The following is a 23738-nucleotide window of genomic DNA, read 5'->3' as shown; positions in this document are numbered from 1 at the left end:
GCCCGGGTCGGACCCGGTGTACGGCAAAAACGTTCCACCCCTCCCGCGGCGCGGATCACGGTGCAGTGATCGCAGATGCGGAAGGGGTGGTGACGAACGGGGCGGACGCGGTCGTCAGCCGGAGCCCACGAAGATCACGAGCAGCAGCCACACCACGGGAGCCGTGGGCAGCAGCGAGTCCAGCCGGTCCATGATGCCGCCGTGCCCCGGCAGCAGCGTGCCCATGTCCTTGATGCCGAGGTCCCGCTTGATCATGGACTCGCCGAGGTCGCCGAGCGTCGCGCTGGCGGCCACCGCGAGGCCGAGCAGGAGCCCCTGCCACCACGCGCCGCCGTCGATCAGGAACTGCATGCACAGCGCGCCCGCGACCATGGCGAACGACACCGCGCCCAGCAGTCCCTCGCGGGTCTTGCCGGGACTGATGCGCGGGGCCAGCTTGTTCTTGCCGAAGCGCCAGCCGACGGCGTACGCGCCCGTGTCGCTGACCACCGTCAGCAGCAGGAACGTCAGGACCCGCCACGGTCCGTCGTCCGCCGTCAGCATCATCGCCACGAAGGTGGCCAGGAACGGCACGTAGAAGGCGGCGAAGACGCCCGCCGTGACGTCCTTGAGGTAGCCCTCCGGCGGTTCGGTCATCCGCCATACGAGTACGGCCAACGACGTCAGGGCCATGGCGACCCAGGCGCCCTCCGCCCCGCTGACGTAGCCGGCGACGACCATCGCCGCGCCGCCGACCGCCAGTGGCACGAGGGGGGCCTTGATCTCCTTGCGCTCCTGGAGCCGACTGGTCAGCTCCCAGAGGCCGACGACCACGGCGACCGCCACGACGCCGACGAACACGGCCTTGACGACGAACAGCGAAGCGATGATCACCGCACCGAGCCCGACGCCGACGCCTATGGCCGCGCCCAGGTCACGGCCCGCGCTCTTCTTCTGCGGTGCGGGCGCCGGGTGAGAGGCGTCGGGCATGGGCTCCGGTTTCTGCGGCACCGCCGCAGGGGGCTGTGCCGACGGGATCTCGTCGCCGTACGGCTGATGGCCGTACGTCTGGTCTGGGAAGGGCTGGTCTGGGAAGGACCGGTCCTGGAAGGACTGGTCCCGGAAGGGTTCGTCTCGGAACGGCTGGTCGTGGAACGGCTGGTCGTGGAACGGCCCGTCCCGGAACAGGGGGCCGCTCGACGAAGCGGCCCCCCGGTCGTCATCCTGGTCGCCGCCGTACGCGGGCAGGCCGGGCACGATGGGCGCGGGGCGAGTGTGCTGCGCCTCAGGCGCATCGTACGCGGGACCCGCCGGGACAGCCCCCTGGGCAGGCCCCTGGTCGGACGGCCCCCAGTACCCGGCTCGGGGCGGTGCTCCCCAGGAAGAGTCGCTCATCAGACCTCGAGGAGCTCTGCTTCCTTGTGCTTCAGGAGCTCGTCCACCTGGGCGACGTACTTCGCGGTGGTGTCGTCGAGCTCCTTCTCCGCACGGCGGCCCTCGTCCTCGCCGACCTCGCCGTCCTTGACCATCTTGTCGATGGCGTCCTTGGCCTTGCGGCGCACGGAACGGATCGAGACCTTGGCGTCCTCGCCCTTGGTCTTGGCGACCTTGATGTAGTCCTTGCGGCGCTCCTCGGTCAGCTCGGGGAACACCACCCGGATGATGTTGCCGTCGTTGCTCGGGTTGACGCCCAGGTCGGAGTCGCGGATCGCCTGCTCGATGTTGCGCAGGGCGCTCTTGTCGAACGGGGTCACGACGGCCATGCGCGGCTCCGGCACGGAGAACGAGGCCAGCTGGTTGATCGGCGTCAGCGCGCCGTAGTAGTCGGCCACGATCTTGTTGAACATCGCCGGGTGCGCACGGCCGGTGCGGATCGCGGCGAAGTCCTCCTTGGCGACCACGACGGCCTTCTCCATCTTCTCCTCGGCCTCGAGGAGGGTCTCTTCGATCACCACTTGCTCCTGCGTGTCTTGAGTAGGCCCGGCTTCGGTTCCCTGTGGGGGCCTGGTGGCCGGCTGCGTCGCGTCTTCTTCCTGCACGGTTCCCGACCGGCAGGACATTGTCCATCCCCCGGTCGGGGGCCGTCCCGTCCGTCCCCGGACGGGTGTCGTCCCCGTGGACGAGGTCGTGCTCCGGTCAGTTCCGGCTGCTCTGGTCACCCACGAGCGTGCCGATCTTCTCACCCTTGACGGCGCGCGCGATATTGCCCTCCGCCAGAAGTTCGAAGACCAGGATCGGAAGCTTGTTGTCGCGGCAGAGCGTGATGGCGGTGGCGTCGGCGACCTTGAGGTCGCGGGTGATGACCTCGCCGTAGCCGAGAGCGTCGAACTTGACCGCGTCCGGGTTCGTCTTCGGGTCGGAGTCGTAGACGCCGTCCACGCCGTTCTTGCCCATCAGCAGGGCCTCGGCGTCGATCTCCAGGGCGCGCTGCGCGGCGGTGGTGTCGGTGGAGAAGTACGGCATGCCCATGCCGGCGCCGAAGATGACCACGCGGCCCTTCTCCAGGTGCCGCACGGCGCGCAGCGGGATGTACGGCTCGGCGACCTGGCCCATGGTGATGGCGGTCTGTACCCGGCTGTCGATGCCCTCCTTCTCCAGGAAGTCCTGGAGGGCGAGGCAGTTCATCACCGTGCCGAGCATGCCCATGTAGTCGGAGCGCGCGCGGTCCATGCCTCGCTGCTGGAGTTCGGCGCCACGGAAGAAGTTGCCGCCGCCGATGACGACCGCGATCTCCGCGCCGTCACGGACGACGGCCGCGATCTCCCGGGCGATCTTGTGCACCACGTCGGGGTCCACACCCAGGCCCCCGCCACCGGCGAAAGCCTCTCCGGACAGCTTCAGCAGAAACCGGCCGCCTACTTTGCCGTCGTCGCTCTTCTGGGCCTTCGTGGTCATGGGGATCCGCCTCTTTCACGTGGTGCACATACGAAGAAGGCCATTGCCGGTGGGATGTGGTTCGCAACCCGTGCGCGGCAATGGCCTCCTCGTCAGATCTGCTGTCGTCCGTCACGCGCGTGCGTGACGACGCCGTACGCGGACGACTGCTTCGACCCTAGCGAAGTTCCGCCAGGAGTCGCTCGTCGATCGCGATACGGACTCAGATGCCGACCTTGATGCGCGTGAAGCGCTTCAGGGCGACACCCGCCTCGTCCAGAACCTTCTGGACCGACTTCTTGTTGTCGAGCGCGTACGGCTGACCGAGCAGCGTGGCGTCCTTGAAGAAGCCGTTCAGACGACCCTCGACGATCTTGGCGATCGCGGCCTCGGGCTTGCCCTCGGCGCGGGTGGTCTCCTCGGCGATACGACGCTCGGACTCGACGACCTCGGCCGGGACGTCCTCCTGGGCGAGGTACTTCGGCGCGAAGGCGGCGATGTGCTGGGCGACACCGCGGGCGACCTCGGCGTTCGGCTTGTCCAGCTCGACGAGGACACCGATCTGCGGGGGCAGGTCGGGCATCGTGCGGTGCATGTACGCCGCCACGTAACCGTCGCCGAACTGCGCGAAGCGGTCCAGGACGATCTTCTCGCCGAGGTTGGCGTTGGCCTCGTCCACGAACGCCTGGACGGTCTTGCCGGGCTCGATCTCGGAGGCGAGCAGCGCCTCGATGTCGGCCGGGGAGGTCTTGGTGACGTGCTCGGCGATGGCGTTGGCCACGGCCTGGAACTTCGCGCCCTTGGCGACGAAGTCCGTCTCGCACTTCAGCTCGACGAGGACGCCGGAGGAGTTGTCGTCAGCGATGATCGAGACCACGGCGCCGTTCTCGGCGGAGCGGCCCTCGCGCTTGGCGACGCCCTTCTGGCCCTTGATACGGAGCGCCTCGACGGCCTTGTCGACGTTGCCCTCGGCCTCGTCCAGCGCCTTCTTGCAGTCCATCATGCCGGCGCCGGTGAGCTCGCGGAGCTTCTTGACGTCAGCGGCGGTGTAGTTCGCCATGATTCCTGGAATCTCTCTCGGAGTCTGAAGATCTACGGGCGGGACGGCGGGGGCTGTGCTGCCCCCGCCGTCCGGACCCGAAGGAGTGAGGGGGTCAGGCCTGCTCGGCGTCCGCGGCGGGGGCCTCCTCGGCCGGAGCCTCGGTGGCGGCAGCCTCGGCGGCGGGCGCCTCGGCGGCGGGGGCCTCGGCCTCGTCGGCCTTCTTCTCGCCCTCGAGCAGGTCGCGCTCCCACGCGGCGAGCGGCTCGCCCGCGCCCTTCTCGCCCTTGTCGCCGGTGGCGACGCCGGAACGGGCGATGAGGCCCTCGGCGACGGCGTCGGCGATCACACGGGTGAGCAGGGTGACGGAGCGGATCGCGTCGTCGTTGCCCGGGATCTTGTAGTCGACCTCGTCGGGGTCGCAGTTGGTGTCGAGGATGGCGACGACCGGGATGTTGAGCTTCCGGGCCTCACCGACCGCGATGTGCTCCTTCTTGGTGTCCACGATCCAGACGGCGCTGGGCACCTTCTGCATCTCGCGGATACCGCCGAGGGTCTTCTCCAGCTTGGCCTTCTCGCGCGAGAGCACGAGAAGCTCCTTCTTGGTGAGACCGGAGGCCGCGACGTCCTCGAAGTCGATCTGCTCGAGCTCCTTGAGGCGCTGCAGACGCTTGTAGACGGTGGAGAAGTTGGTGAGCATGCCGCCCAGCCAGCGCTGGTTGACGTAGGGCATGCCGACGCGGGTGGCCTGCTCGGCGATGGCCTCCTGCGCCTGCTTCTTCGTGCCGACGAACATGACCGTGCCGCCGTGGGCGACGGTCTCCTTGACGAACTCGTAGGCGCGGTCGATGTACGACAGCGACTGGAGCAGGTCGATGATGTAGATGCCGTTGCGCTCGGTGAAGATGAAGCGCTTCATCTTCGGGTTCCAGCGACGGGTCTGGTGACCGAAGTGGACGCCGCTTTCCAGCAGCTCCCGCATCGTGACGACGGCCATGGCCGTTCTCCTTGAGTTTCTCGGTTGCCACGGATACCGGACGGCATCCGCGCCTGACGCCCGCGGTGCGCCGTGCCGCAAAGGACCGAGGGGCGCTGACAGGGACCGTTGCCGGCCGCCCTGTCGGGGCGTGCGAAGTCGACCCGGTGACCCGGATCGCCAGAAGAAGTGTACGGGACCGGGGAGGTGGCGGGTGACGCCGCTGTCCACAACCGGCGAGTAGTCCACAGATGCCGGTCATGTCCGGATGTTCTGCGGGACGGTTCACGCATGCCTCTGACGCTGACGCCCCGGACGCGAACGGAACGACGGTCGCGCCTGACGCCCCTGCTCCCGGCCGCTCTGCCGCCACTGGCCCTGGCGGCCCTGCCCGTCCTGGCCCTGACCGCCCCGGCCCCGGCCGCCCCGCCACCGACGGCCCGCGCGAGCACCGCGATCCTGCCGACGTCGGCGCGGGCGGACGCTCCGCCCGGGCCCTCGGGCCCTGTGCCCGCCCTCGCGCGCGTCTGGCCGGTGGGGCTGCGTCCCCGGGTCCTGCGCGGCTGGGAGCCGCCGGCGACGGACTACGGCCCCGGTCACCGCGGTGCCGACCTGGCGGCCGAGCCGGGAGTGCCGGTCAGGGCGGTGGCCGCGGGCCGGGTCTCCTTCGCGGGCCGCGTCGCCGGCCGGGGTGTCGTCGCGGTGGAACTGACGGGCACGGGCGAGCCGCCCCTGCGCACGACCTACGAGCCGGTACGGCCGTCCGTGGCGAAGGGCGACCTGCTGTCGGCTGCGGACCAGGTCGGCACGGTGGAGGCAACCGGCGGACACTGTCCGGTCGGCTGCGTGCACTGGGGCCTGCTCAGGGGGCGGGACTACCTGGATCCCCTGTCCCTGCTGCCGCCCCGGCTGCTGCGCCGGGGCCTGTCGAGACTGCTCCCGGTACTGGGCGTCCCACTGCCTCCTTGACCCACCCAGCCCGGCCCTGCCCAGCCCTTCCCGGACGCACCAACCCTGACCTGCGCGCACCCGCGACACGGGCGCGGCACGGACGGACGGGCGCGGGTCGGGCGGGCGGGCGCGGGTCGAGCCCCGGTCGTCGTCCACTCCTGCGCGCCGGACGCGCGCGGCACGGAACCGCGCGGGTCGGGCGGGTACCGGGAGCACGCGCGGCAGCCGTACGCCTGCGCCGTGCGCCCGACGGGTTCAGCCCCGGACGCCCCGCAGCGCCATGCCGACCGCCGCGTCGGTGATCGCCGAAGGGGCCTCCGCGGCGCCGAACTCGATCCGCCGCACCGCCGCGTCGACCACTCCCTGGAGCAGCATCGCCGCCAGTCGAGGCTGGGCGTGCCCCATCTCGCCCAGCGCCTCGACGATCATCGCCACGAGCCCGCCGTGCGCGGCCCGGATCTTCTCCCGGGCGCCCGCGTCGAGCTCGCTCGCGGAGATCGCCACGACGGCCCGGTGGCGGCGGTCGCCGACCAGCGCGAGCTGCTGCCGGACATACGCCTCGACCTTGGCCTCCGGGGTGTCGGCCGCCGCCATCGCCGCCGACACCTCGGCCGCCCAGACCGGGAAGTCGACCTCGCACAGTTCCTCGACCACGGCGGCCCGGGAGCGGAAGTACTCGTACACGGAAGAACGCGCGAGCCCCGTCCGCTCGGCGAGGGCCGGGAAGGTCAGCGCTTCCGTCCCGCCCTCGGACAGCAGGGACCGTGCGGCGTCCAGCAGGGCGGCTCGCTGCATCGACCGGTGCTCGGCCACAGAGGCCGCTCGAATCCTTGGCACGTCAACCACTGTACGGACGTACCACCGCCGGCGGGAGCGACTCCCCCCGACGCGTCCCGCGCCGTCCCGCCACGACCCGCCACGGCCGGGTCAGCGTCCGAAGCTCGCCAGTTTCGCGCGCAGCTGGAGCACGGACTTGGTGTGGATCTGGCTGACCCGGCTCTCGGTCACCCCGAGCACGTTGCCGATCTCGGCGAGGGTGAGGCCCTCGTAGTAGTAGAGCGTGACGACGGTCTTCTCCCGGTCGGGCAGGGTGTTGATCGCCCGCGCCAGGAATCGCCGCAGCTCACGGTCCTCGGCCACCTCCACGGGATCGTCGGCGGCGGTGTCCTCCAGGGTGTCCATGAGGCTCAGCCGGTCGCCGCCTTCCCCGCCCACATGCAGCAGCTCCTCCAGGGCCACCACGTTCGCCAGCGACAACTGGCCGAAGACCGCGTGCAGTTCGTCCACCGCGATGCCCAGCTCGGCGGCCACCTCGGTCTCCGTCGGGGTGCGGCGCAGCCGGGCCTCCAGGGTGGCGTAGGCCCGTTCCACGTTGCGCGCCTTCTGCCGCACCGACCGCGGGATCCAGTCCAGCGCGCGCAGCTCGTCGATCATCGCGCCCCGGATCCGCGTGATCGCGTACGTCTCGAACTTGATCTCGCGGTCGACGTCGAACTTCTCGATCGCGTCGATCAGCCCGAACACCCCCGACGACACGAAGTCCGCCTGCTCGACGTTGGGCGGGAGCCCGACGCTCACCCGTCCCGCCACGTACTTGACCAGCGGCGAGTAGTGCAGGATCAGCTGCTCGCGCAGCCGCTCGTCCCCCGTCGTCTTGTAGGACCGCCACAGCTCGTCGAGTGTCGAGGGAGCCGGCGGCCGCACGCTGCCACCGTCGCGGGCGGCTGGGGGGATCGCCGCCCGGTCGGACCCGGAGGTGTGCTGGGGCATTCGTCGCCTAGTGCCGTTCTGCCGTGGAGGTGGTGAACCGGGAGTGACTGGGTGAGAGGTCGGGCTGGTACGAGTTGGTGGTCCGTGTCCGGATCCTTGTGAGCGTAGCGTGACTGGGGAGTCGCGGTGCGCGAAGGGAGGGGTCGGCGCCGTGCGCAGATACGTTCTTCTCAACGCTCCGCCGAGGCGCGCCGGTCGCCCCGGCGAGTCGCCGGAAAGCATCAACTGCGTGAATTCCCAAGGGCTTCGGACATCCCCCGGACGGCCGAACCCGCCAGGTCAGCGCGGTCCTCGACCGTCCCTGACGGAGGTCATCGACTCGCGTGTCAACTTCCAGCCGTCGCTGTGTCGTTCGACATGACCGAGCGCGCGCAGTTCGTACAGTCTCGCGATCGCGTCGTCCTCGGTCGTCAGCGCGCCGCGTGCGATCTCACCCGCGGCCGCGGCGCGGCGTGCGGGCAGCGCGGCCAGCACCCGCCGGGCGGCGGGCTCCAGCAGGTCCCGCGGGAGCACCGGGCCGCGCCGGACCGGCGCCAGCTCCCCCATCTCGCCCACCTGTTCGACGATCTCCGCCGCGTCCGTGACCAGGACGGCGTCGCCGCGCAGCAGTTCGTGCGCCCCGGCCGAGAGGGCGCTGGTGGCCGGCCCCGGTACCGCCATGGTGTGCCGGCCCAACCGCTGCGCCGCCCGCGCCGTGGCCAGCGAGCCGCTGCGGCAGGCCGCCTCGACGACCACGGTGCCCCTGGTCAGCGCGGCGATCACCCGGTTGCGCAGGATGAACCGGCTCGGTGTCGGGTGGTCGCCGGGCGGCAACTCCCCGACGACCAGGCCCTGTTCCGCGATCCTGGTGAGCAACGCGGTGTGTCCGCGCGGATAGGGCCGGTCGACACCGCAGGCGAGGACGGCGATGGTGGCCCCGCCGGCGCCGAGGGCTCCCCGGTGGGCGGCGCCGTCGATGCCGTAGGCGCCGCCGGAGACCACCACCCAGCCGCGCTCGGCCAGTCCGGCGGCGAGGTCGGCCGCCATGTGGGCGCCGTACTGGGTGCAGGCGCGTGCGCCGACCAGGGCGACCGAGCGCAGTGCCCATATCCGCAGGCTGGGGCGGCCGCGCAGCCACAGTCCCAGTGGACGGGCGTCGCCGAGGTCGTCGAGCGGGCCGGGCCACTCCCCCGTGCCGGGCGCCACGAACCGCACCCCGGCCGCCCGGGCGACGGCCAGGTCCCGCGCGGGCTCGGCCCGCTCGGCCCGCGCCCGCAGCCCCGTCCACCGCTGCGCGCTCACCCCGGGCAGCGGTGGGCCGCCCCGCAGCCGCCGCGCCACCTCCCGCACCCCGTGCTCCCGCACCCACCCTCCGCCGGTCTCGTCCCCGGGCTCGATGACCCGGGTGAGCAGGACCCGGGCGAGCAGGCCGTCGTCCGTGCCGTCCGACGTGCCGGGGGCCGCTCCGTCCGAGTCGGTACCGCCGCTCATGCCAGGGCCCCGATGGCCATCGGCACCCCGCGTGGCACGCCCGTGCGCAGTTGTACGGCGAGTGCGACGTCCGTCGCGTCGGGCCGGTCGTGGCCGACGAGGTCCGCGACGGTCCAGGCGACGCGCAGGACGCGGTCGATTCCACGGGCCGTGAGCACGCCCCGTTCCAGGTTGCGTTCCGCCTCGTCCATCGCTCCGGCCACGGCGTGGAAGCGGGAGCGCAGTTCCCGTCCCGGCACCTCGCCGTTGGTCCGCCAGGGGCTTCCCGCGTATCTGGCGGCAGCCCGTTCGCGTGCCGCCCGCACCCGTTCGGCGACGGTCGCCGTGGACTCGCCCGCCGCACCGCTTCGCGCGAGCTCGGCCCGGCCGACCGGTTCGACCTCGACGCGCAGGTCGACCCGGTCGAGCAGCGGGCCGGAGAGTTTGGCCTGGTAGCGGCGGACGGCCGAGGGAGGGCACTCGCACAGCGTGTCCCGCAGCGAGAAGCGTCCGCAGGGACAGGGATTGGCCGCGAGGACCATCAGGAACCTCGCCGGGAACCGCACCACCCCCGCGCTGCGGGCGATGACGACATGGCCCGACTCCAGGGGCTGACGCAGGGCGTCGAGGGCACGGCTGCTGAACTCGGGACTCTCGTCGAGGAAGAGCACACCGCGATGGGCGAGCGAGACCGCGCCGGGCCGTGCGATGCCGGGGCCTCCGCCGACGAGGGCCTGCATGGTGGCCGAGTGGTGCGGCGCGCAGTAGGGCGCGACGTCGATCAGGGGTTTGCCCGGGGGCAGCAGCCCGGCCACCGAGTGGACGGCCGTGACCTCCAGCGACTCCTCCCGCACCAGCCGGGGCAGCACCGCGGGCAGCCGCTCCGCGAGCATGGTCTTGCCCGCGCCGGGCGGGCCCTCCAGGAACAGATGGTGTCCGCCCGCGGCGGCCACCTCCACCGCGGTGCGGGCGGAGATCTGGCCCACGACGTCGGCGAGGTCGTGCCCCTGGCCGTACGCGGCGTGCAGGCTGTGCACCCCGGTGACCGCTCCCGCTCCGGGCATACGCAGGCCGGCCAGGAGCGGGCCCGGGCGTCCCGGTTCGTCCGGGTCCTCGTCGGGGACCGGTTCGTCGGTCAGGACGGCGATCAGCTGCCGCAGGCTGCGGACGCCGAGCACCGAGACCTCGGGGACCAGTGAGGCCTCCGCGGCGGCGGACTCCGGCACGACCACCTGCTCGAATCCGGCGTCCGCGGCGGCGAGCACGGCCGGCAGGACGCCCCGTACCGGCCGCACGCGCCCGTCCAGGCCCAGCTCGCCGATCATCACGACGTCCGCGAGCACACGGGGGTCGATGCGCTCGGCGGCCCCCAGTACCGCACAGGCGACGGCGAGGTCGAACCCCGAACCGGCCTTCGGTACGGACGCCGGACTCAGCCCGACCGTGAGCTTCTTCTGCGGCCACTCGCCGCCCGAGTTCACCACCGCCGCCCGTACCCGGTCGCGGCTCTCCGTCAGGCTCTTGTCCGGCAGTCCGACCAGGGTGAAGGCCGCGACGCCGGGTTCCAGGTCGGCCTGCACCTCCACGACCACGCCCTCGACGCCCACCAGCGCCACGGAGCACGTACGCGCGAAGCCCATCTCAGGCCACCCCCCGCAGATGCTCGGCCACGGGGGCGCCGCGGCGCGGCAGCAGCACGGCGACCAGGTCGATGCGGACCCCGCCGGGCGGCGCTCCCCCGTGCTCCTGCGTCCACCGCTGGGCCAGTCCGCGCAGGCGCTGCGCCTTGGCCGGGGTGACCGCGTCCGCGGGGTGCTGGAAGAGACCCGCCCTGCGGGTCTTGACCTCGCAGATCACCAGGACGTCGCCGTCCCTGGCGATGATGTCGATCTCGCCCGTCCTGCCGCACCGCCAGTTGCGTGCCAGGACCGTCAGTCCGGCCTCCGCCAGCCGCCGCGCGGCCAGTCCCTCGCCGTACCTGCCGAGTGCGCTGCGTGCCTGCTGTGTGCTCATGTCGGCACCACCTCCGGCACCCACGGTCACGCGTCCGCCCCAACGAAGTGGATCTTCGTTGACTACTCGGCGGTTGTGGATATCCGCGTCACCCCTTTGGGGGACCGTCAGCCTCCCGGCAGCTCCAGGTCGCTCTTGTTCAGCTCCTCGATGTTCACGTCCTTGAATGTCAGGACACGGACCTGCTTCACGAACCGGGCCGGCCGGTACATGTCCCAGACCCAGGCGTCCGCCATGGACACTTCGAAGAACACCTCACCCTGGACCGAGTGCACCTGCATCTCGTAGTCGTTGGTCAGGTAGAAACGCCGCTCGGTCTCGATCACGTATTTGAACAGACCGACGACATCGCGGTACTCCCGGTAGAGCTTCAGCTCCATCTCGGTCTCGTACTTCTCGAGGTCCTCGGCGCTCATGGCATGTTCCCCTTCAGCCGTGCGATCCCACCATTGTGCGCCAGTGCCGGGTGCACCTAGACGATTTCTGTGTCAAGGATCTCGGGTCCGGGCGGGGGACCCTCGTCGAGCACCCTGCGCAGCAACTCGGCAAGCCTGGTCGGATACACCGTCTCATGCGCCCGGCTCAGTTCCTCACACGTCCACCAGCGTGCTCCGGCCACGCTGCGCCGCTCCAGTTCGGTGAGCGCCACCGCCCGCGTCGCCGTCTGGGTCGTACGGGCCAGGTAGTACCACTCGTCCTGGTCCCAGCGGCGGCCGGCGAACGGGAAGGAGCACCGGCGCCGCCACAGCACCGGGCCGAGCTCGACCTCGGTGATGCCGGTCTCCTCGACGAGTTCCCGCAGCGCCGCCTGTTCACGGGTCTCGTCGCCCTCCAGTCCGCCGCCGGGGGTGAACCACCAGTCGTCGGCCGGATCGTCCGGCTCGTGACCGTGCAGCAGCAGGATGCGGTCCTCGGGGTCGAGCAGCACGACCCGGGCCACCCGGCGCAGTCCGTCGCCGGGACCCTCCGGGTCAGCGGGCACCGGCGGGCTCCCTCCGGGAGCGCCCGAGGCGCCCCAGCAGCTTTGCCACGGGCCCGTAGGCGCCTCCGGCCAGGACGAGCGCGCCGCCGCCGACGATCATGAGCCCGATGGTGCGCAGCGGTCCCGGCTCGGAGAGGGCGCCGAGCGTCTCGAAGCCCGTGGGGCGCTTCAGCATGCCCCGCATGGGCCAGACGACGGCGTCGACGCGGGCGTTCACCGCGCTGCTCGCCACGGTGCCGCGGGCGGCGTCCGTGAGGTGGGCGGTGGAGTCCAACGAGCCCTGCCGCTCGTCACCGAGGAGGAAGAGACGCCCCTTGGGGACCGTCACGGTCGGGAAGTCCGTGATCTCGGCCAGGCTGCCCTCGGGCAGGTACGGTTCCTCGATCTGCTTGCCGTTGACCGTCAGCTTGCCGTTCGTGCAGCAGGCGACCGTGTCCCCGCCGACCGCGACGACCCGCTTGACCACGGCGGAGTTGTCGACCCAGGTGCTGTCGCGGAAGACCACGACATCGCCCCGGCGTATCTCCCCGGCGTCGACGCTCTGCGCGAGCACCCGGTCGCCGGCGCCGATGGTCGGGGTCATCGAACTCGTGGGGACGGTGTACGGCCGGTAGATCAGCGCCGCCCAGGCGAATCCCGCCAGGAACAGCACGAGGCCCAGCGCGACGGCCAGGCCGGACAGACGCTGTCCGGTCCGGCTGCCCACCGGGCCCGTGGTGCTGGTGCCGCCGCTGCGCGGGGCCGTACGTGTAGTGCTCTCGCCACCCATGGACCCGCACCCTACCCGGCGGTACCGAGCCGGGGCAGCCCCTCTCCGGTCACCGAGGTCACGAGCTCCCCCGCGGCTTCGCGGGGGTCCCGGGCACGGGCGGGTTCCTGTCGTTCTCAGCGGGTCCCGGACGCCGCCTTCGAGCTGCGCCGGCGCCGCCACACCGCGATCGGCACCACACCGACCAGGGCGATGCCCTGCGGGGCGACCGTCAGGGCCGCGGCCGCCGAGGTCTGGTCGTTGATGCCGGGCTGGTCGAAGGTGTCCGGGATCGGCAGCGTGCCCCAGCGGGTGATCGGCCAGGCCTTGACGATGGCGCGGCCGACGACCTTGTCCACGGGGACCATGCCGTGGTTCTTGTCGCTCTGGTTGTAGCGCGAGTCGCGGGAGTTCTGCCGGTGGTCGCCCATGACCCAGATGTAGCCCTCGGGCACCTTCACCTTGAACTGACCGCCCACGTCGTCGACCGTGCACGGGGTGTTGCCGGGGTACACGAACGACTTGTCGTCGAGCGGCTTGCCGTTGACCGTCAGCGGGCCCGTGCCCTTGCACTCGACCGTGTCGCCGCCGACGCCGATGACCCGCTTGATGAGGTCCTTCTCCTCCGCCGAGGGCATCAGGCCGATCCAGCTGAGGACGGTCTGCAGGGCGTTGGGGTTGGCCGTGGGCTCACCCGCCAGCCAGTCGTCCGGGTCGTGGAAGACGACGACCTCGCCGCGCTCGGGCTTCGAGCCGAACCAGGGCGTCAGTTTGTCGACCAGGACGCGGTCACCCTGCTGGAGGGTGTCCTGCATCGAGTCGGAGGGGATGGAGAACGCCTGCACCAGGAACGTCTTGATCAGCAGGGCGAGGACCAGAGCGATGCCGATCAGGATCGGCAGCTCCTTCCAGAAGGAGCGCTGCTTGCGCTGCGCGGGCGCCGATCCGCCCGATCCGCGTCCCTCGGTCTGGTCCCGCTCGTCGCTCATCATGCCGTCCTCGGCCGTTCCGGCGTCATTCCCGGAGGGCACGGCGCTGTCCGCGGCCGGGACATCGGCTCCCGCGGGTCGCCCGCGATGCTCCTCGCCGTCGTGTCCGGACCGTGCGCCAACCGCCACATCCCCCACGCCAACTCCTTACTCCGTGCCGCTGCCTGTCCCGTATGCGGTACAGGCCCACCACTCCCATAACGAGCGGGAGTTCCGCAGGGGTCGGGAGTTGGATCGATCCGTTCGGACCTTCTGAAGCAACCCTATGCGACAGCCGGGGGGCAGCAGTCGTCCCGGACCCCGAGTCGGACACGGAAGAGAAGGTTTGTGGCTCCTTGAGCCGGTTCCAGTGACCGAGCGGCCAGGCGATCACCATCGCGCGGCCCACCACCTCGTCCTCGGAGACCGTGCCGCCGTAGTCGGTGTTCTGGTGGTAGCGGGAGTCCGCGGAGTTGCCCCGGTGGTCACCCATCACCCACAGCCGCCCGGCGGGAACGGTGATGTCGAACTTGATGTCCGACGGGTTGTTCCCCGGATAGATGTACTCCGTCTCGCTGAGGGGGACACCGTTGACGGTCAGCCGCCCCTGCGCGTCACAGCACTTCACATGGTCCCCGCCGACGCCGACGACCCGCTTGATGAGGTCCTTCTCGTTGTCGGACGGGAGCAGGCCGATGAAGGTGAGTCCCTCCTTCACCTGCTTGACGACCACCGGGTCGTCCTTCTTCGCGGTGGTCTGCTCGTCCTTGAGCCAGCCGCCGGGATCCTTGAACACGACGACGTCACCGCGCTGCGGCGTGGAGCCGAACCACGGCGTGAACTTGTCGACGAGCACCCGGTCGCCGATGCGGATCGTCTGCTCCATGGAGCCCGAGGGGATCACGAACGCCTGGACGAGGAAGGTCTTCAGCACCAGCGCGATGAGGACCGCGACACCGACGAGGAGGGGTATCTCCCTGACCGCGCTGCGTCTGCGTTTCCGCTTGACCTTGCGCTGGAGCTTGCGCCGCTCGGCCCGGCTGCGGCCCGCGGACGCGCCGCCGCCGGCGGCGCGCCGGGCGCCGGTGGGCAGGAGGTTGTCGACGGCGGAGCCCTGGACGCCGCGCGGTCGGCCGCGGTTACCCATGCGTGCCCTCCGCGGCGGGCACGCGCGCGTAGCCGCCGGGACGCTCCAGACGGGTGAGCCGGCCGGCCGGCCAGACGATCCAGTCGGCCCGGCCGATCACGGCGCCCACGGGGATCATGCCGCCGCCCGGTGAGCCCAGGTGGTCGCGGGAGTCGCTGGAGTCGCTGCGGTGGTCACCCAGGACGAACAGCGTGCCCTCGGGCACGTCCACGTCGAAGGCCACCGAGGACGGGCTGTCGCCGGGGTACAGGAACGTCGACTCGTCGACCGACCTGCCGTTCACCTGGATCCTCCCCTCCTTGTCGCAGCAGAGCACGTGGTCTCCCCCCACACCCACAACGCGTTTGATGTAGTCGGCGTGCCCGAAGTACCCGGTGCCGTCGAAGACGACGACGTCACCGCGCTGCGGCGGGGCACCGAAACGGTACGCCAACTTATCTACGAGAACGCGGTCCCCGATCCTCAATCCGTTCTCCATGGATCCGCTGGGAATCTGGAACGGTTGCACCACGAACGTGTTGAGGAGCAGCAAAAACAGCAGGCAGCACAGCACGCCCAGGGAGAGACCTCCGCCGGGCAGCCATTCGGTGATCCGCGACAGCAACGCGAAACGCGACCGTTCCCCCGGCCCTTGTGTGTCCGGGATCTCTTCGGATCCGGAAGGGTGGGAGGAGCGGTCGCGCTCGGTCGGCTGTGCTTCGGTGTCCATCGGAGCCAGATGTTATCCGGCTCCGCCGTGAACCCCGACGCGCGATCAGTTGTCGCGCTTCTCCTTGATCTTCGCGGCCTTGCCGCGCAGCTCACGGAGGTAGTACAGCTTCGCGCGACGCACGTCACCGCGGGTGACGAGCTCGATCTTCTCGACGATCGGGGTGTGCACCGGGAAGGTGCGCTCGACGCCGACGGAGAACGAGACCTTGCGGACCGTGAAGGTCTCGCGGACACCGGCGCCCTGGCGACGGATCACCACGCCCTTGAACTGCTGCACACGGGAGCGGTTGCCCTCGATGACGCGGACGTGGACGTTGACGGTGTCACCCGGGCGGAAGGCCGGGAGGTCGCTGCGCAGCGACGCGGCGTCGACGGAGTCGAGCAGGTGAGACATTTTGTCTGCTTTCTTCGGTGATGCCACAGGTCATCAACGGAAGCTAGGTGTTCTGGACGAAAGTCGTGCGGGTCGGAACGGGCGTCGTGTCCCCCTGCGGCAGGGGCGCACGCCGGACGGCGCACAACAGCGACCTATTCTTCCATGCCTTCGGTTCGCTGCCAAAATCGGCCGTACGGCCTGCCTGCCGGATCCGGCGCCCAGCCCAGGATGGACAGCATCTCGCGGTCCTTCTTGTCGAAGGCGGCGGGGTCGCAGCGCTCGATCAGGTCGGGCCGGTGGGCCGTGGTGCGCTTCAGCGCCTCGTCCCGGCGCCAGCGGGCGATCTTCCCGTGGTGTCCGCTGAGCAGCACCTCCGGGATCTCCCGGCCGCGCCACTCGGGCGGCTTGGTGTAGACGGGCCCCTCGAGGAGGCTCGCCATGGCGCCGGGCGCGAAGGAGTCGTCCCGGTGGGACTCGGCGTTGCCGAGCACACCCGGCAGCAGCCGCGCGACGGCTTCCGTGATGACCAGGACGGCCGCTTCGCCGCCGGCCAGGACGTAGTCGCCGATGGACACCTCGCACACCGGGATCCGGGTGGCGTACTCGTCGACGACCCGGCGGTCGATGCCCTCGTAGCGGGCCGGCGTGAAGATCAGCCAGGGTCGCTCGGCGAGCTCGACGGCGAGTTCCTGGGTGAAGGGGCGGCCGCTGGGCGTGGGGACGATCAGCGTGGGCGCGTGGGCGCCCGACTCGTAGCCGTCGGCGAGGGCGGTGTCGAGGGCGTCGGCCCAGGGGCCGGTCTTCATGACCATGCCGGGGCCGCCGCCGTAGGGGGTGTCGTCGACCGTGTTGTGGCGGTCGTACGTGTGGGCCCGCAGATCGTGCACGTGCACCTTGAGCTGTCCACGCGCGCGTGCCTTGCCGACGAGCGAGACGTTCAGCGGTTCGAGGTACTCGGGGAAGATCGTGACGACGTCGAGCCTCATGCGCCGTCGTCCTCGGCCGCGTCGCGGGCGGAGGCGATCTCCGCTCGGTCGTCGATCAGGCCGGGGGGCGGGTCGATGACGGCCCGCTGCTCCTCCAGGTCGATCTCGGTGACGATCTCCTCGACGAAGGGGATGAGGACCTCGGTGCCGTCGGGGCGTTCGACGATGAACAGGTCCTGCGAGGGCAGGTGCGAGATCTCGGTGATCCGGCCGATCTCGGTGCCGTCCACCGTCACCACGTCCAGGTCCATGAGCTGGTGGTCGTAGTACTCGTCCTCGTCCTCGGGCGTCTCGTCGGGGTCGACGTCGGCGATCAGGAGGATGTTGCGAAGGGCCTCGGCGGCGTTGCGGTCGCGCACGCCCGCGAAGCGCAGCAGGAGGCGGCCGCTGTGGACGCGGCCCGTCTCGATGGTCAGCGGGCCGGCCGAGGCCGGGTCGGTGGCCAGGACGGCGCCGGGCGCGAGCCGCAGTTCCGGCTCGTCGGTTCGTACCTCGACGGTGACCTCGCCCTTGATGCCGTGGGCGCGGCCGATCCGTGCGACTACCAGCTGCACTGTGCTTGATCTCCTGTCATACGACTCATCCCATACGACTCATCCGACGGGTACGACGGGCCGTGCGACACCGGCCGGTACGACATCGGGCCGGGGACGGCCCAGTGGCCCTCCCCGGCCCGAGCCGGTGCTGCGAATGCGTCAGCGGACTTGGTCCACGTCGACGAGGTCGACGCGGACACCACGGCCGCCGATGGCACCCACGACGGTGCGCAGAGCGCGCGCGGTGCGGCCGTTGCGGCCGATCACCTTGCCGAGGTCGTCGGGGTGGACCCGGACCTCGAGAACGCGTCCGCGACGCAGGTTGCGCGAGGCGACCTGCACTTCGTCGGGGTTGTCGACGATGCCCTTCACGAGGTGCTCGAGAGCCTCCTCGAGCATGCTCAGGCCTCGGTCGACGCGGACTCGGCCGCGGCCTCGTCCTTCTTCTCAGCCTTCTTCTTCTGGGTGATGGCCTCACCCTTGCCCTCGTCGCCGCCACCGAGGGCTTCGAACGACGGACGCACGGCCTTCGGAGCGGCAACGAGCAGCGGAGCCGGGGCGGGCTCGCCCTTGAACTTCTGCCAGTCGCCGGTCTTCTTCAGGATGGCGAGAACGGGCTCGGTCGGCTGGGCGCCGACGCCGAGCCAGTACGCGACGCGGTCGGCGTCCACCTCGATGATCGAGGGGTTGTACGTCGGCTGGTACTTGCCGATCTCCTCGATGGCCCGGCCGTCACGGCGGGTACGGGAGTCGGCGATGACGATGCGGTAGTGAGGCGCACGGATCTTGCCCAGACGCTTCAGCTTGATCTTGACTGCCACGGAAGTGGTGTCTCCTGGTCTTGACGTGGGTTGGGCACGGCGAGATGGCCGCGTGGGGTTGCGGTACCCGAGTGCCCGATGGACGCGTCAGCCGGAGGAGAGAGGGGTCCTGTGCGACTGTCGAGTACAGCTAGACATTCTGCCACACCTTGAGGGGTACGTCCGTCCGCGGGCTCCTTGGCATGCCTGAGATGCACCCGGCGCCGACAGGGCCGTCCGTCGGGTGCACCTCGGTCCGCGCCGCCCGGCGCGGCTGCCACGAGCAGCCGCGTCGTCAGCTCGCCGCACCCACGATCTCGGGAATCCGGAACGGCTTCCCGCAGCCGCCGCACACGATCGGCGCCTGGGCCAGGACGGAGGGGACGACCCGTACGTTGCGGCCGCAGTCGCAGACCGCCTTCACCCGCACCCCGCCCCCGGAGGAGCCGTGGCGGGCGGCCGGGCCGCGGAAGCTCCGGGTGGCGTCGGAGGACGTGGCCGCGGTGTGCGCCTTCAGGGCGCGCTGGAGGCGCTCCATGGTCGGGCGGTAGCGGCGCTTGGCCTCGGGACTGAGCGTGACCAGCGAGAATCCGCTGCTGGGGTGCGGCTCCTCGGGATGGTCCAGGCCCAGTTCCTCGGCGATCGCGAGGAATCTGCGGTTGTGGTAGCGGCCGGCACGGGAGGTGTCGCGGACACCGCGGGCGGCGGCGATGCCGTGGACTGCTTCATGGAGCAGTCGCTCGAAGGAGAGTTCGTGCCCGCACGCGGACGACGACTCCCCGATCAGGGACTCTGGCGCGGCAAGGTCGGGCAGTTCGGGGTGGTACCGCTGAATGTCGGCCCACGCCTCTGCCAGCTCTGCGGCGAGAACAGGTGGTGTCTGTGTCGTGCTCACGTAATGACAACGAGCCTGAGGGCCCGTGTGTTCCGATTCCGGGCCATCTCAAATAATTTGCACGTACCCGTCAGTTGCCGCTGATGCGTCCCGACGAGGGCGGGTGCGCTGATCTGCGGAGAAGCCGCACAGCTCGTAACAAGCTGGTGCGTAGGCTGACGTACGCCCCGGCGCGTAGACAATGTCCACGCGCCCGAACTCCTGTGGTCCGCGGATGCGCAAGACGTCTTTCGGTCGCTCTGGTGGCCTGAGGACGCTACCTCAGTAAGCGCGCGCGACGATCGCGACGTTACCGGGTGCGTCACCGTCGTCCGGCACCGACCCGTCCTCGGCGACCAGACAGCGTACGGTCACCCCGTGCTCGGCCAGGGCGGCCTCGCCCGCCTCGCCCAGCGCCGCCCACGGGATGCGCGCCCAGCCGCCGCCGACTGCGGTTTCGACAGCGTCCGCGAACGTCGACACCTCCGAGGTACGCGACTCGCGGCGCTCGCGGGACTGACGCAGCAGCAGCGCCTGGTCCTCGTCGAGGATCCCCAGCAGCGCCTCGGCGAGGGCGTCGATCGCCATCGGCTGCTTGCCCCCGGGGATGCGACGGACCAGCGTCGCGGTGCCTTCCGCCAGGTCGCGGGGGCCGATCTCGACGCGGACGGGTACGCCCTTCAGCTCCCAGTCGACGGCACGCCGGCCGAACGGGACGTCCGTACGGTCGTCGACCCGGACCCGGATCCCGGCCGCCCGCAGCCGGTCGCCGAGTTCGCGGACCTTGGCCAGAACGGCCTCGTCGTCCTTGACCGCCAGCACGACGGCCTGGATCTGTGCCAGCCGGGGCGGCACGCGCAGCCCGCTGTCGTCGCCGTGCATCATCACCAGGGCGCCGATCATGCGGGTGGTGGAGCCCCAGGACGTCTGCCAGACCAGCTCCTGCCGGCCGTCCCTGGACAGATAGCGGGTGTTGAAGGCCTTGGCGAAGTTCTGGCCCAGCTCATGGCTCGTGGCCATCTGGAGTGCCTTGCCGTCACCCATCATGCCTTCGAGGGTGAGGGTGTTGACGGCGCCCGCGAACCGCTCCTTGGCGGTCTTGCGGCCGGGCACGACGTCCATGGCGAGCACGTTCACCATGAAGTCCTCGTAGACCTCGCGGTGGATGCGGGCGGCGAAGTCGCGCGCGTCCTCGTACGTCGCGTGCGCCGTGTGGCCCTCCTGCCACAGGAACTCCGACGTCCGCAGGAAGAGCCGGGGCCGCAGCTCCCAGCGCACCACGTTCGCCCACTGGTTGATCAGCAGGGGCAGGTCGCGGTAGCTCTGCACCCACTTCGAGAAGTAGTCGTTGACGATCATCTCGGAGGTGGGGCGGACGACGGCCGGCTCCTCCAGCTCCTTGCCGCCGCCATGCGTGACCACGGCGAGCTCCGGCGCGAACCCCTCGACGTGGTCGGCCTCCCGGGTGAGGTACGACTGCGGGATCAGCAGCGGGAAGTAGGCGTTCTGGGTGCCGGTCTCCTTGATGCGGGCGTCCATCTCGGCCTGCATCCGCTCCCACAGCCCGTAGCCGTACGGCCGGATCACCATGCTGCCGCGCACCGGACCGTTGTCGGCCAGTTCCGCCTTGGCGATCAGATCCTGGTACCAGCGTGGGAAGTCGTCGGCCCGGGGCGTGAGTACGGGTGCCTTTGCCATGGCGAGATGGTACGGGCCCACGTTGCCGGGATGTGAATTCTCGCCACGCGCGCCAACAACCCGCAAAGCGGACTCCGCGACCCCTGGACGGCATCGCGAGCCGGGAGTTACCTGGCATACGGAGGGAGTGCGGGCGAACGTCACGGGGTGGCGGATTCGAGCACGGCGACAACTCTCGGCGGATTGGGGCGCTTTCCTATGACACCTACGCTCGTGCGGCAGCACCTTCCTCACGCGGGCCCGGCGCCCCGTGTCGACCTCGCTGCACGCGCGCGTGACTGGTCCGAGATCCAGGAACGCATGTTGGTTCCGCTCTACGAGGCCGCCTACGAGCGCCTGGAAGTGGGTCCCGGCACGCGGCTGCTCGGCCTCGGCTGCGGCTCCGGGCTGGCCCTGCTGATGGCCGCGTCCAGAGGCGCCTCGGTCACCGGTGTCGAACCCTCCTCACCCGAACGGCTGGCCCTCGCCCGCCGACGGCTGCTGCCGGCCGCGTGGGACACGCACGCGCGTACCGGCACACGGGCGCGGCTCGTGGCCGGATCGCCGAAGGACGCGGCCGACGCGGCGACGCCCCCGTACAACCTGGTGACCGCCTTCGAGCCCATCGGGTGCCTCGCGGGCGACTCCGACGGGCTCGTCCGGCTGCTCACCGCGGCGGCGCCGTCGGCCGGACGGGGCACGCCGGTGGTGCTGGCCGGCTGGGGGCCGCCTGAGCGCTGCGCCACGTCGTCCGTGCTGCGGGTGGCCGCGCGGCTCGCCGATCCGCTGCGCGGTACGGACGGCCCGCGCCGCGCCCGGCGCGACGACCTGGAGGAGGTCGCCCGGCGGGCCGGACTCGGGCCGGACGGTTCGGGGCGCGTGGCGTGCCCCTTCGGGTACGCCGACACGGACAGCGCGGTGCGCGGGCTGCTGTCGACGGGGCTGTTCGACGCGGCCGTCGCCGCCACCGACCAGGCGCAGGTCGACAAGGAACTGACGGAGGCGCTGCACCCGTACCGGCGCGCGGACGGAACGGTCTGGATGCCGAACGTCTTCCGCTACCTGATCGCCCGCACGCCGTAAGCCGCTGCACACACGTACGGCGCCGGGGTGGGTACCCCGACGCCGTATCGCTGTGGCTTCCGGTCCGTGGACCGGATCGGTCAGCCCATGAACTTCTTGAACTCGTCGGGCAGCTCGAAGTCCTTGCCACCCTGCTGCGGCAGCCCGAAGGCGCCGCCGCCCTGGGCGGCGGCCTCGCGGCGCTGGGCCTCCTCCAGCTCCTGCTGCTTGCGCTTCATCGGGTTGCCGGAGCGCTGCTTGCCCTTGGCCTGCTTCGGCTGCTTCTTGGTCCGGCCGGCCCCGCCGCCCATGCCCGGCATCCCGGGCATCCCCGGCATGCCGCCGCCCTGGGCCATGCGGGACATCATCTTGCGCGCCTCGAAGAACCGCTCGACGAGGTTCTTCACCGCGCTGACCTCGACGCCGGAGCCCTTGGCGATACGGGCGCGGCGCGAGCCGTTGATGATCGTCGCGTCCTGGCGCTCGGCCGGGGTCATCGACTTGATGATGGCGGCGGTGCGGTCGACGTCCCGCTCGTCCAGGTTGTTGATCTGGTCCTTGATCTGGCCCATGCCCGGGAGCATGCCGAGCAGCTTGGAGATGGAGCCCATCTTCCTGACCTGCTCCATCTGGGCCAGGAAGTCGTCCAGGGTGAAGTCCTGGCCCTTCTTGGACGCCAGCTTGGAGGCCATCTTCTCGGCCTCTTCCTGGCTGAACGTCTTCTCCGCCTGCTCGATCAGGGTGAGCAGGTCACCCATGTCGAGGATGCGGGAGGCCATCCGGTCAGGGTGGAAGGCGTCGAAGTCGTCCAGCTTCTCGCCGTTCGACGCGAACATGATCGGCTTGCCGGTGATCTGGCGGATCGACAGGGCCGCGCCACCGCGGGCGTCACCGTCGAGCTTGGAGAGCACCACGCCGTCGAAGCCGACGCCGTCGCGGAAGGCCTCGGCGGTGTTGACCGCGTCCTGACCGATCATCGCGTCGACGACGAAGAGGATCTCGTCCGGCGAGACCGCGTCCCGGATGTCCGCGGCCTGCTGCATCATCTCCTGGTCGATGCCGAGGCGGCCGGCGGTGTCCACGATCACGATGTCGTGGACCTTGGTCCGCGCGTGCTCGATGGAGTCCCTGGCGACCTTGACCGGGTCGCCGACGCCGTTGCCCGGCTCGGGCGCGTAGACCGCGACGCCGGCGCGCTCGGCGACGACGCTGAGCTGGTTGACGGCGTTGGGGCGCTGGAGGTCGGCGGCGACGAGCAGAGGCGAGTGGCCCTGCCCCTTGAGCCAGTGGGCGAGCTTGCCCGCGAGGGTGGTCTTACCGGCACCCTGCAGACCCGCCAGCATGATCACGGTCGGCGGCTGCTTGGCGAACCGCAGGCGCCGGGTCTCACCGCCGAGGACCGTCACCAGCTCGTCGTTGACGATCTTCAGGACCTGCTGGGCCGGGTTCAGGGCCCTGGAGACATCGGCGCCGAGGGCGCGCTCCTTGACGTTCTTGATGAACGTGCGGACGACCGGGAGGGCGACGTCGGCTTCGAGCAGGGCGATGCGGATCTCGCGCGCCGTGGCGTCGATGTCCGCTTCGCTCAAGCGCCCCTTGCCGCGCAGATTCTTGAAGGTGGCGCTGAGGCGGTCAGAGAGGGTATCGAACACGGCGACGTCGGTCCTCGGGGTCGGGGGCGATGTGAGTGCCTTCCAGGGTATCCGGCCCCGCAAGAAAATCGTCCCCGCCCGCCGAATGGGCGAGCGGGGTCGCGCTCCTTGCGGGACCGGCCGACGGGTCCGACCACCTCGTCGACCAGCCCACAGGCCGCCGCACGG

General features: G+C 70.8%; 26 protein-coding genes. 2 read left to right on the top strand and 24 right to left on the bottom strand.

The window, feature by feature from the left end; genetic code table 11:
• Positions 1–114: 114 nt before the first annotated feature.
• The 5 genes from ACWC24_RS07790 to rpsB form a co-directional block, all read right to left on the bottom strand.
• Positions 115–1374 carry a phosphatidate cytidylyltransferase gene (locus tag ACWC24_RS07790; protein WP_450661926.1) on the bottom strand — a complete coding sequence of 420 codons (1260 nt, stop codon included), beginning with the start codon at positions 1372–1374 and terminating at the stop codon, positions 115–117.
• On the bottom strand, positions 1374–1931 hold the full coding sequence (frr, locus tag ACWC24_RS07785) for a ribosome recycling factor (protein ID WP_351604624.1): 558 nt from the start codon (positions 1929–1931) through the stop codon (positions 1374–1376). Before frr ends, ACWC24_RS07790 begins: the two co-directional genes overlap by 1 nt.
• 184 nt (positions 1932–2115) lie before the next feature.
• Positions 2116–2874, bottom strand: coding sequence for a UMP kinase (pyrH, locus tag ACWC24_RS07780; RefSeq protein ID WP_450661925.1), 759 nt, complete (start codon positions 2872–2874; stop codon positions 2116–2118).
• A gap of 202 nt (positions 2875–3076) precedes the next feature.
• A complete protein-coding gene (gene tsf, locus ACWC24_RS07775; RefSeq protein ID WP_450661924.1) occupies positions 3077–3913 on the bottom strand; it encodes a translation elongation factor Ts in 837 nt (278 codons plus the stop codon).
• A gap of 94 nt (positions 3914–4007) precedes the next feature.
• On the bottom strand, positions 4008–4889 hold the full coding sequence (gene rpsB, locus ACWC24_RS07770) for a 30S ribosomal protein S2 (protein ID WP_450661923.1): 882 nt from the start codon (positions 4887–4889) through the stop codon (positions 4008–4010).
• 270 nt (positions 4890–5159) lie between these two features.
• Here rpsB and ACWC24_RS07765 point away from each other — a divergent pair, with 270 nt between their 5' ends.
• Positions 5160–5837 carry a peptidoglycan DD-metalloendopeptidase family protein gene (locus ACWC24_RS07765; RefSeq protein WP_450661922.1) on the top strand — a complete coding sequence of 226 codons (678 nt, stop codon included), beginning with the start codon at positions 5160–5162 and terminating at the stop codon, positions 5835–5837.
• Positions 5838–6074: 237 nt separating this feature from the next.
• Here ACWC24_RS07765 and ACWC24_RS07760 read toward each other — a convergent pair whose 3' ends face one another.
• From ACWC24_RS07760 to proS, 18 genes are all read right to left on the bottom strand, one after another.
• A complete protein-coding gene (locus ACWC24_RS07760) occupies positions 6075–6632 on the bottom strand; it encodes a TetR/AcrR family transcriptional regulator (RefSeq protein WP_450661982.1) in 558 nt (185 codons plus the stop codon).
• 114 nt (positions 6633–6746) lie between these two features.
• Positions 6747–7589 (bottom strand): RNA polymerase sigma factor WhiG, encoded by an 843-nt coding sequence (gene whiG / locus ACWC24_RS07755; protein ID WP_351604635.1) that lies wholly within the window; start codon positions 7587–7589, stop codon positions 6747–6749.
• A 279-nt stretch (positions 7590–7868) separates the two neighbouring features.
• On the bottom strand, positions 7869–9059 hold the full coding sequence (dprA, locus tag ACWC24_RS07750; protein WP_450661921.1) for a DNA-processing protein DprA: 1191 nt from the start codon (positions 9057–9059) through the stop codon (positions 7869–7871).
• Positions 9056–10678: a YifB family Mg chelatase-like AAA ATPase gene (locus ACWC24_RS07745; RefSeq protein ID WP_450661920.1), complete on the bottom strand. Its 1623-nt coding sequence runs from the start codon at positions 10676–10678 to the stop codon at positions 9056–9058. Before ACWC24_RS07745 ends, dprA begins: the two co-directional genes overlap by 4 nt.
• Before the next feature lies 1 nt (position 10679).
• On the bottom strand, positions 10680–11081 hold the full coding sequence (locus ACWC24_RS07740) for a YraN family protein (protein ID WP_450661919.1): 402 nt from the start codon (positions 11079–11081) through the stop codon (positions 10680–10682).
• Between the two features lie 77 nt (positions 11082–11158).
• Positions 11159–11467, bottom strand: coding sequence for a DUF2469 domain-containing protein (locus tag ACWC24_RS07735; protein WP_003965949.1), 309 nt, complete (start codon positions 11465–11467; stop codon positions 11159–11161).
• Positions 11468–11523: 56 nt separating this feature from the next.
• Positions 11524–12033: an NUDIX hydrolase gene (locus ACWC24_RS07730; protein ID WP_450661918.1), complete on the bottom strand. Its 510-nt coding sequence runs from the start codon at positions 12031–12033 to the stop codon at positions 11524–11526.
• Positions 12023–12802, bottom strand: coding sequence for a signal peptidase I (gene lepB / locus ACWC24_RS07725; protein ID WP_450661917.1), 780 nt, complete (start codon positions 12800–12802; stop codon positions 12023–12025). Before lepB (ACWC24_RS07725) ends, ACWC24_RS07730 begins: the two co-directional genes overlap by 11 nt.
• Before the next feature lie 116 nt (positions 12803–12918).
• Positions 12919–13908 (bottom strand): signal peptidase I, encoded by a 990-nt coding sequence (gene lepB / locus ACWC24_RS07720; RefSeq protein WP_450661916.1) that lies wholly within the window; start codon positions 13906–13908, stop codon positions 12919–12921.
• A complete protein-coding gene (gene lepB, locus ACWC24_RS07715) occupies positions 13796–14896 on the bottom strand; it encodes a signal peptidase I (RefSeq protein WP_450661915.1) in 1101 nt (366 codons plus the stop codon). The genes lepB (ACWC24_RS07720) and lepB (ACWC24_RS07715) overlap by 113 nt, the downstream gene beginning before the upstream one ends.
• A complete protein-coding gene (gene lepB, locus ACWC24_RS07710) occupies positions 14889–15605 on the bottom strand; it encodes a signal peptidase I (protein ID WP_450661914.1) in 717 nt (238 codons plus the stop codon). Before lepB (ACWC24_RS07710) ends, lepB (ACWC24_RS07715) begins: the two co-directional genes overlap by 8 nt.
• A gap of 45 nt (positions 15606–15650) precedes the next feature.
• Complete coding sequence (gene rplS / locus ACWC24_RS07705) at positions 15651–16001, bottom strand: 50S ribosomal protein L19 (protein ID WP_152892233.1); 351 nt, start codon at positions 15999–16001, stop codon at positions 15651–15653.
• Between the two features lie 134 nt (positions 16002–16135).
• Positions 16136–16969: a tRNA (guanosine(37)-N1)-methyltransferase TrmD gene (trmD, locus tag ACWC24_RS07700; RefSeq protein WP_450661913.1), complete on the bottom strand. Its 834-nt coding sequence runs from the start codon at positions 16967–16969 to the stop codon at positions 16136–16138.
• A complete protein-coding gene (rimM, locus tag ACWC24_RS07695) occupies positions 16966–17523 on the bottom strand; it encodes a ribosome maturation factor RimM (RefSeq protein WP_450661912.1) in 558 nt (185 codons plus the stop codon). Before rimM ends, trmD begins: the two co-directional genes overlap by 4 nt.
• Positions 17524–17664: 141 nt before the next feature.
• Positions 17665–17904, bottom strand: a complete 240-nt coding sequence (locus tag ACWC24_RS07690; RefSeq protein WP_095579114.1) for an RNA-binding protein — start codon at positions 17902–17904, stop codon at positions 17665–17667.
• A gap of 2 nt (positions 17905–17906) precedes the next feature.
• A complete protein-coding gene (rpsP, locus tag ACWC24_RS07685) occupies positions 17907–18326 on the bottom strand; it encodes a 30S ribosomal protein S16 (protein ID WP_392623014.1) in 420 nt (139 codons plus the stop codon).
• Positions 18327–18600: 274 nt separating this feature from the next.
• The gene (locus ACWC24_RS07680) at positions 18601–19200 is read right to left on the bottom strand and encodes a hypothetical protein (protein ID WP_450661911.1); all 600 of its coding nucleotides are present in this window, start codon (positions 19198–19200) and stop codon (positions 18601–18603) included.
• A 261-nt stretch (positions 19201–19461) separates the two neighbouring features.
• Positions 19462–20877: a proline--tRNA ligase gene (gene proS / locus ACWC24_RS07675; protein WP_450661910.1), complete on the bottom strand. Its 1416-nt coding sequence runs from the start codon at positions 20875–20877 to the stop codon at positions 19462–19464.
• 198 nt (positions 20878–21075) lie between these two features.
• Between proS and ACWC24_RS07670 the strand changes: the two genes are divergently transcribed.
• Positions 21076–21939: an SAM-dependent methyltransferase gene (locus ACWC24_RS07670; protein WP_450661909.1), complete on the top strand. Its 864-nt coding sequence runs from the start codon at positions 21076–21078 to the stop codon at positions 21937–21939.
• A gap of 80 nt (positions 21940–22019) precedes the next feature.
• On the opposite strand, the gene ffh is transcribed toward ACWC24_RS07670, so the two are convergent.
• Positions 22020–23570, bottom strand: a complete 1551-nt coding sequence (gene ffh / locus ACWC24_RS07665; protein ID WP_450661908.1) for a signal recognition particle protein — start codon at positions 23568–23570, stop codon at positions 22020–22022.
• Positions 23571–23738 lie beyond the last annotated feature (168 nt).

This window comes from Streptomyces sp. NPDC001443 (assembly GCF_053597355.1).
This window is presented reverse-complemented; position numbering and strand designations above follow the sequence as displayed.

Bases quoted from the DNA above. Each gene is read 5' to 3' on its own strand.
- ACWC24_RS07790 (WP_450661926.1), bottom strand. From the start codon at position 1,374: ATGAGCGACTCTTCCTGGGGAGCACCGCCCCGAGCCGGGTACTGGGGG.
- pyrH (WP_450661925.1), bottom strand. From the start codon at position 2,874: ATGACCACGAAGGCCCAGAAGAGCGACGACGGCAAAGTAGGCGGCCGG.
- tsf (WP_450661924.1), bottom strand. From the start codon at position 3,913: ATGGCGAACTACACCGCCGCTGACGTCAAGAAGCTCCGCGAGCTCACC.
- rpsB (WP_450661923.1), bottom strand. From the start codon at position 4,889: ATGGCCGTCGTCACGATGCGGGAGCTGCTGGAAAGCGGCGTCCACTTC.
- ACWC24_RS07765 (WP_450661922.1), top strand. From the start codon at position 5,160: ATGCCTCTGACGCTGACGCCCCGGACGCGAACGGAACGACGGTCGCGC.
- whiG (WP_351604635.1), bottom strand. From the start codon at position 7,589: ATGCCCCAGCACACCTCCGGGTCCGACCGGGCGGCGATCCCCCCAGCC.
- dprA (WP_450661921.1), bottom strand. From the start codon at position 9,059: ATGAGCGGCGGTACCGACTCGGACGGAGCGGCCCCCGGCACGTCGGAC.
- ACWC24_RS07745 (WP_450661920.1), bottom strand. From the start codon at position 10,678: ATGGGCTTCGCGCGTACGTGCTCCGTGGCGCTGGTGGGCGTCGAGGGC.
- ACWC24_RS07735 (WP_003965949.1), bottom strand. From the start codon at position 11,467: ATGAGCGCCGAGGACCTCGAGAAGTACGAGACCGAGATGGAGCTGAAG.
- lepB (WP_450661917.1), bottom strand. From the start codon at position 12,802: ATGGGTGGCGAGAGCACTACACGTACGGCCCCGCGCAGCGGCGGCACC.
- lepB (WP_450661915.1), bottom strand. From the start codon at position 14,896: ATGGGTAACCGCGGCCGACCGCGCGGCGTCCAGGGCTCCGCCGTCGAC.
- lepB (WP_450661914.1), bottom strand. From the start codon at position 15,605: ATGGACACCGAAGCACAGCCGACCGAGCGCGACCGCTCCTCCCACCCT.
- rplS (WP_152892233.1), bottom strand. From the start codon at position 16,001: ATGTCTCACCTGCTCGACTCCGTCGACGCCGCGTCGCTGCGCAGCGAC.
- trmD (WP_450661913.1), bottom strand. From the start codon at position 16,969: ATGAGGCTCGACGTCGTCACGATCTTCCCCGAGTACCTCGAACCGCTG.
- ACWC24_RS07690 (WP_095579114.1), bottom strand. From the start codon at position 17,904: ATGCTCGAGGAGGCTCTCGAGCACCTCGTGAAGGGCATCGTCGACAAC.
- proS (WP_450661910.1), bottom strand. From the start codon at position 20,877: ATGGCAAAGGCACCCGTACTCACGCCCCGGGCCGACGACTTCCCACGC.
- ACWC24_RS07670 (WP_450661909.1), top strand. From the start codon at position 21,076: ATGACACCTACGCTCGTGCGGCAGCACCTTCCTCACGCGGGCCCGGCG.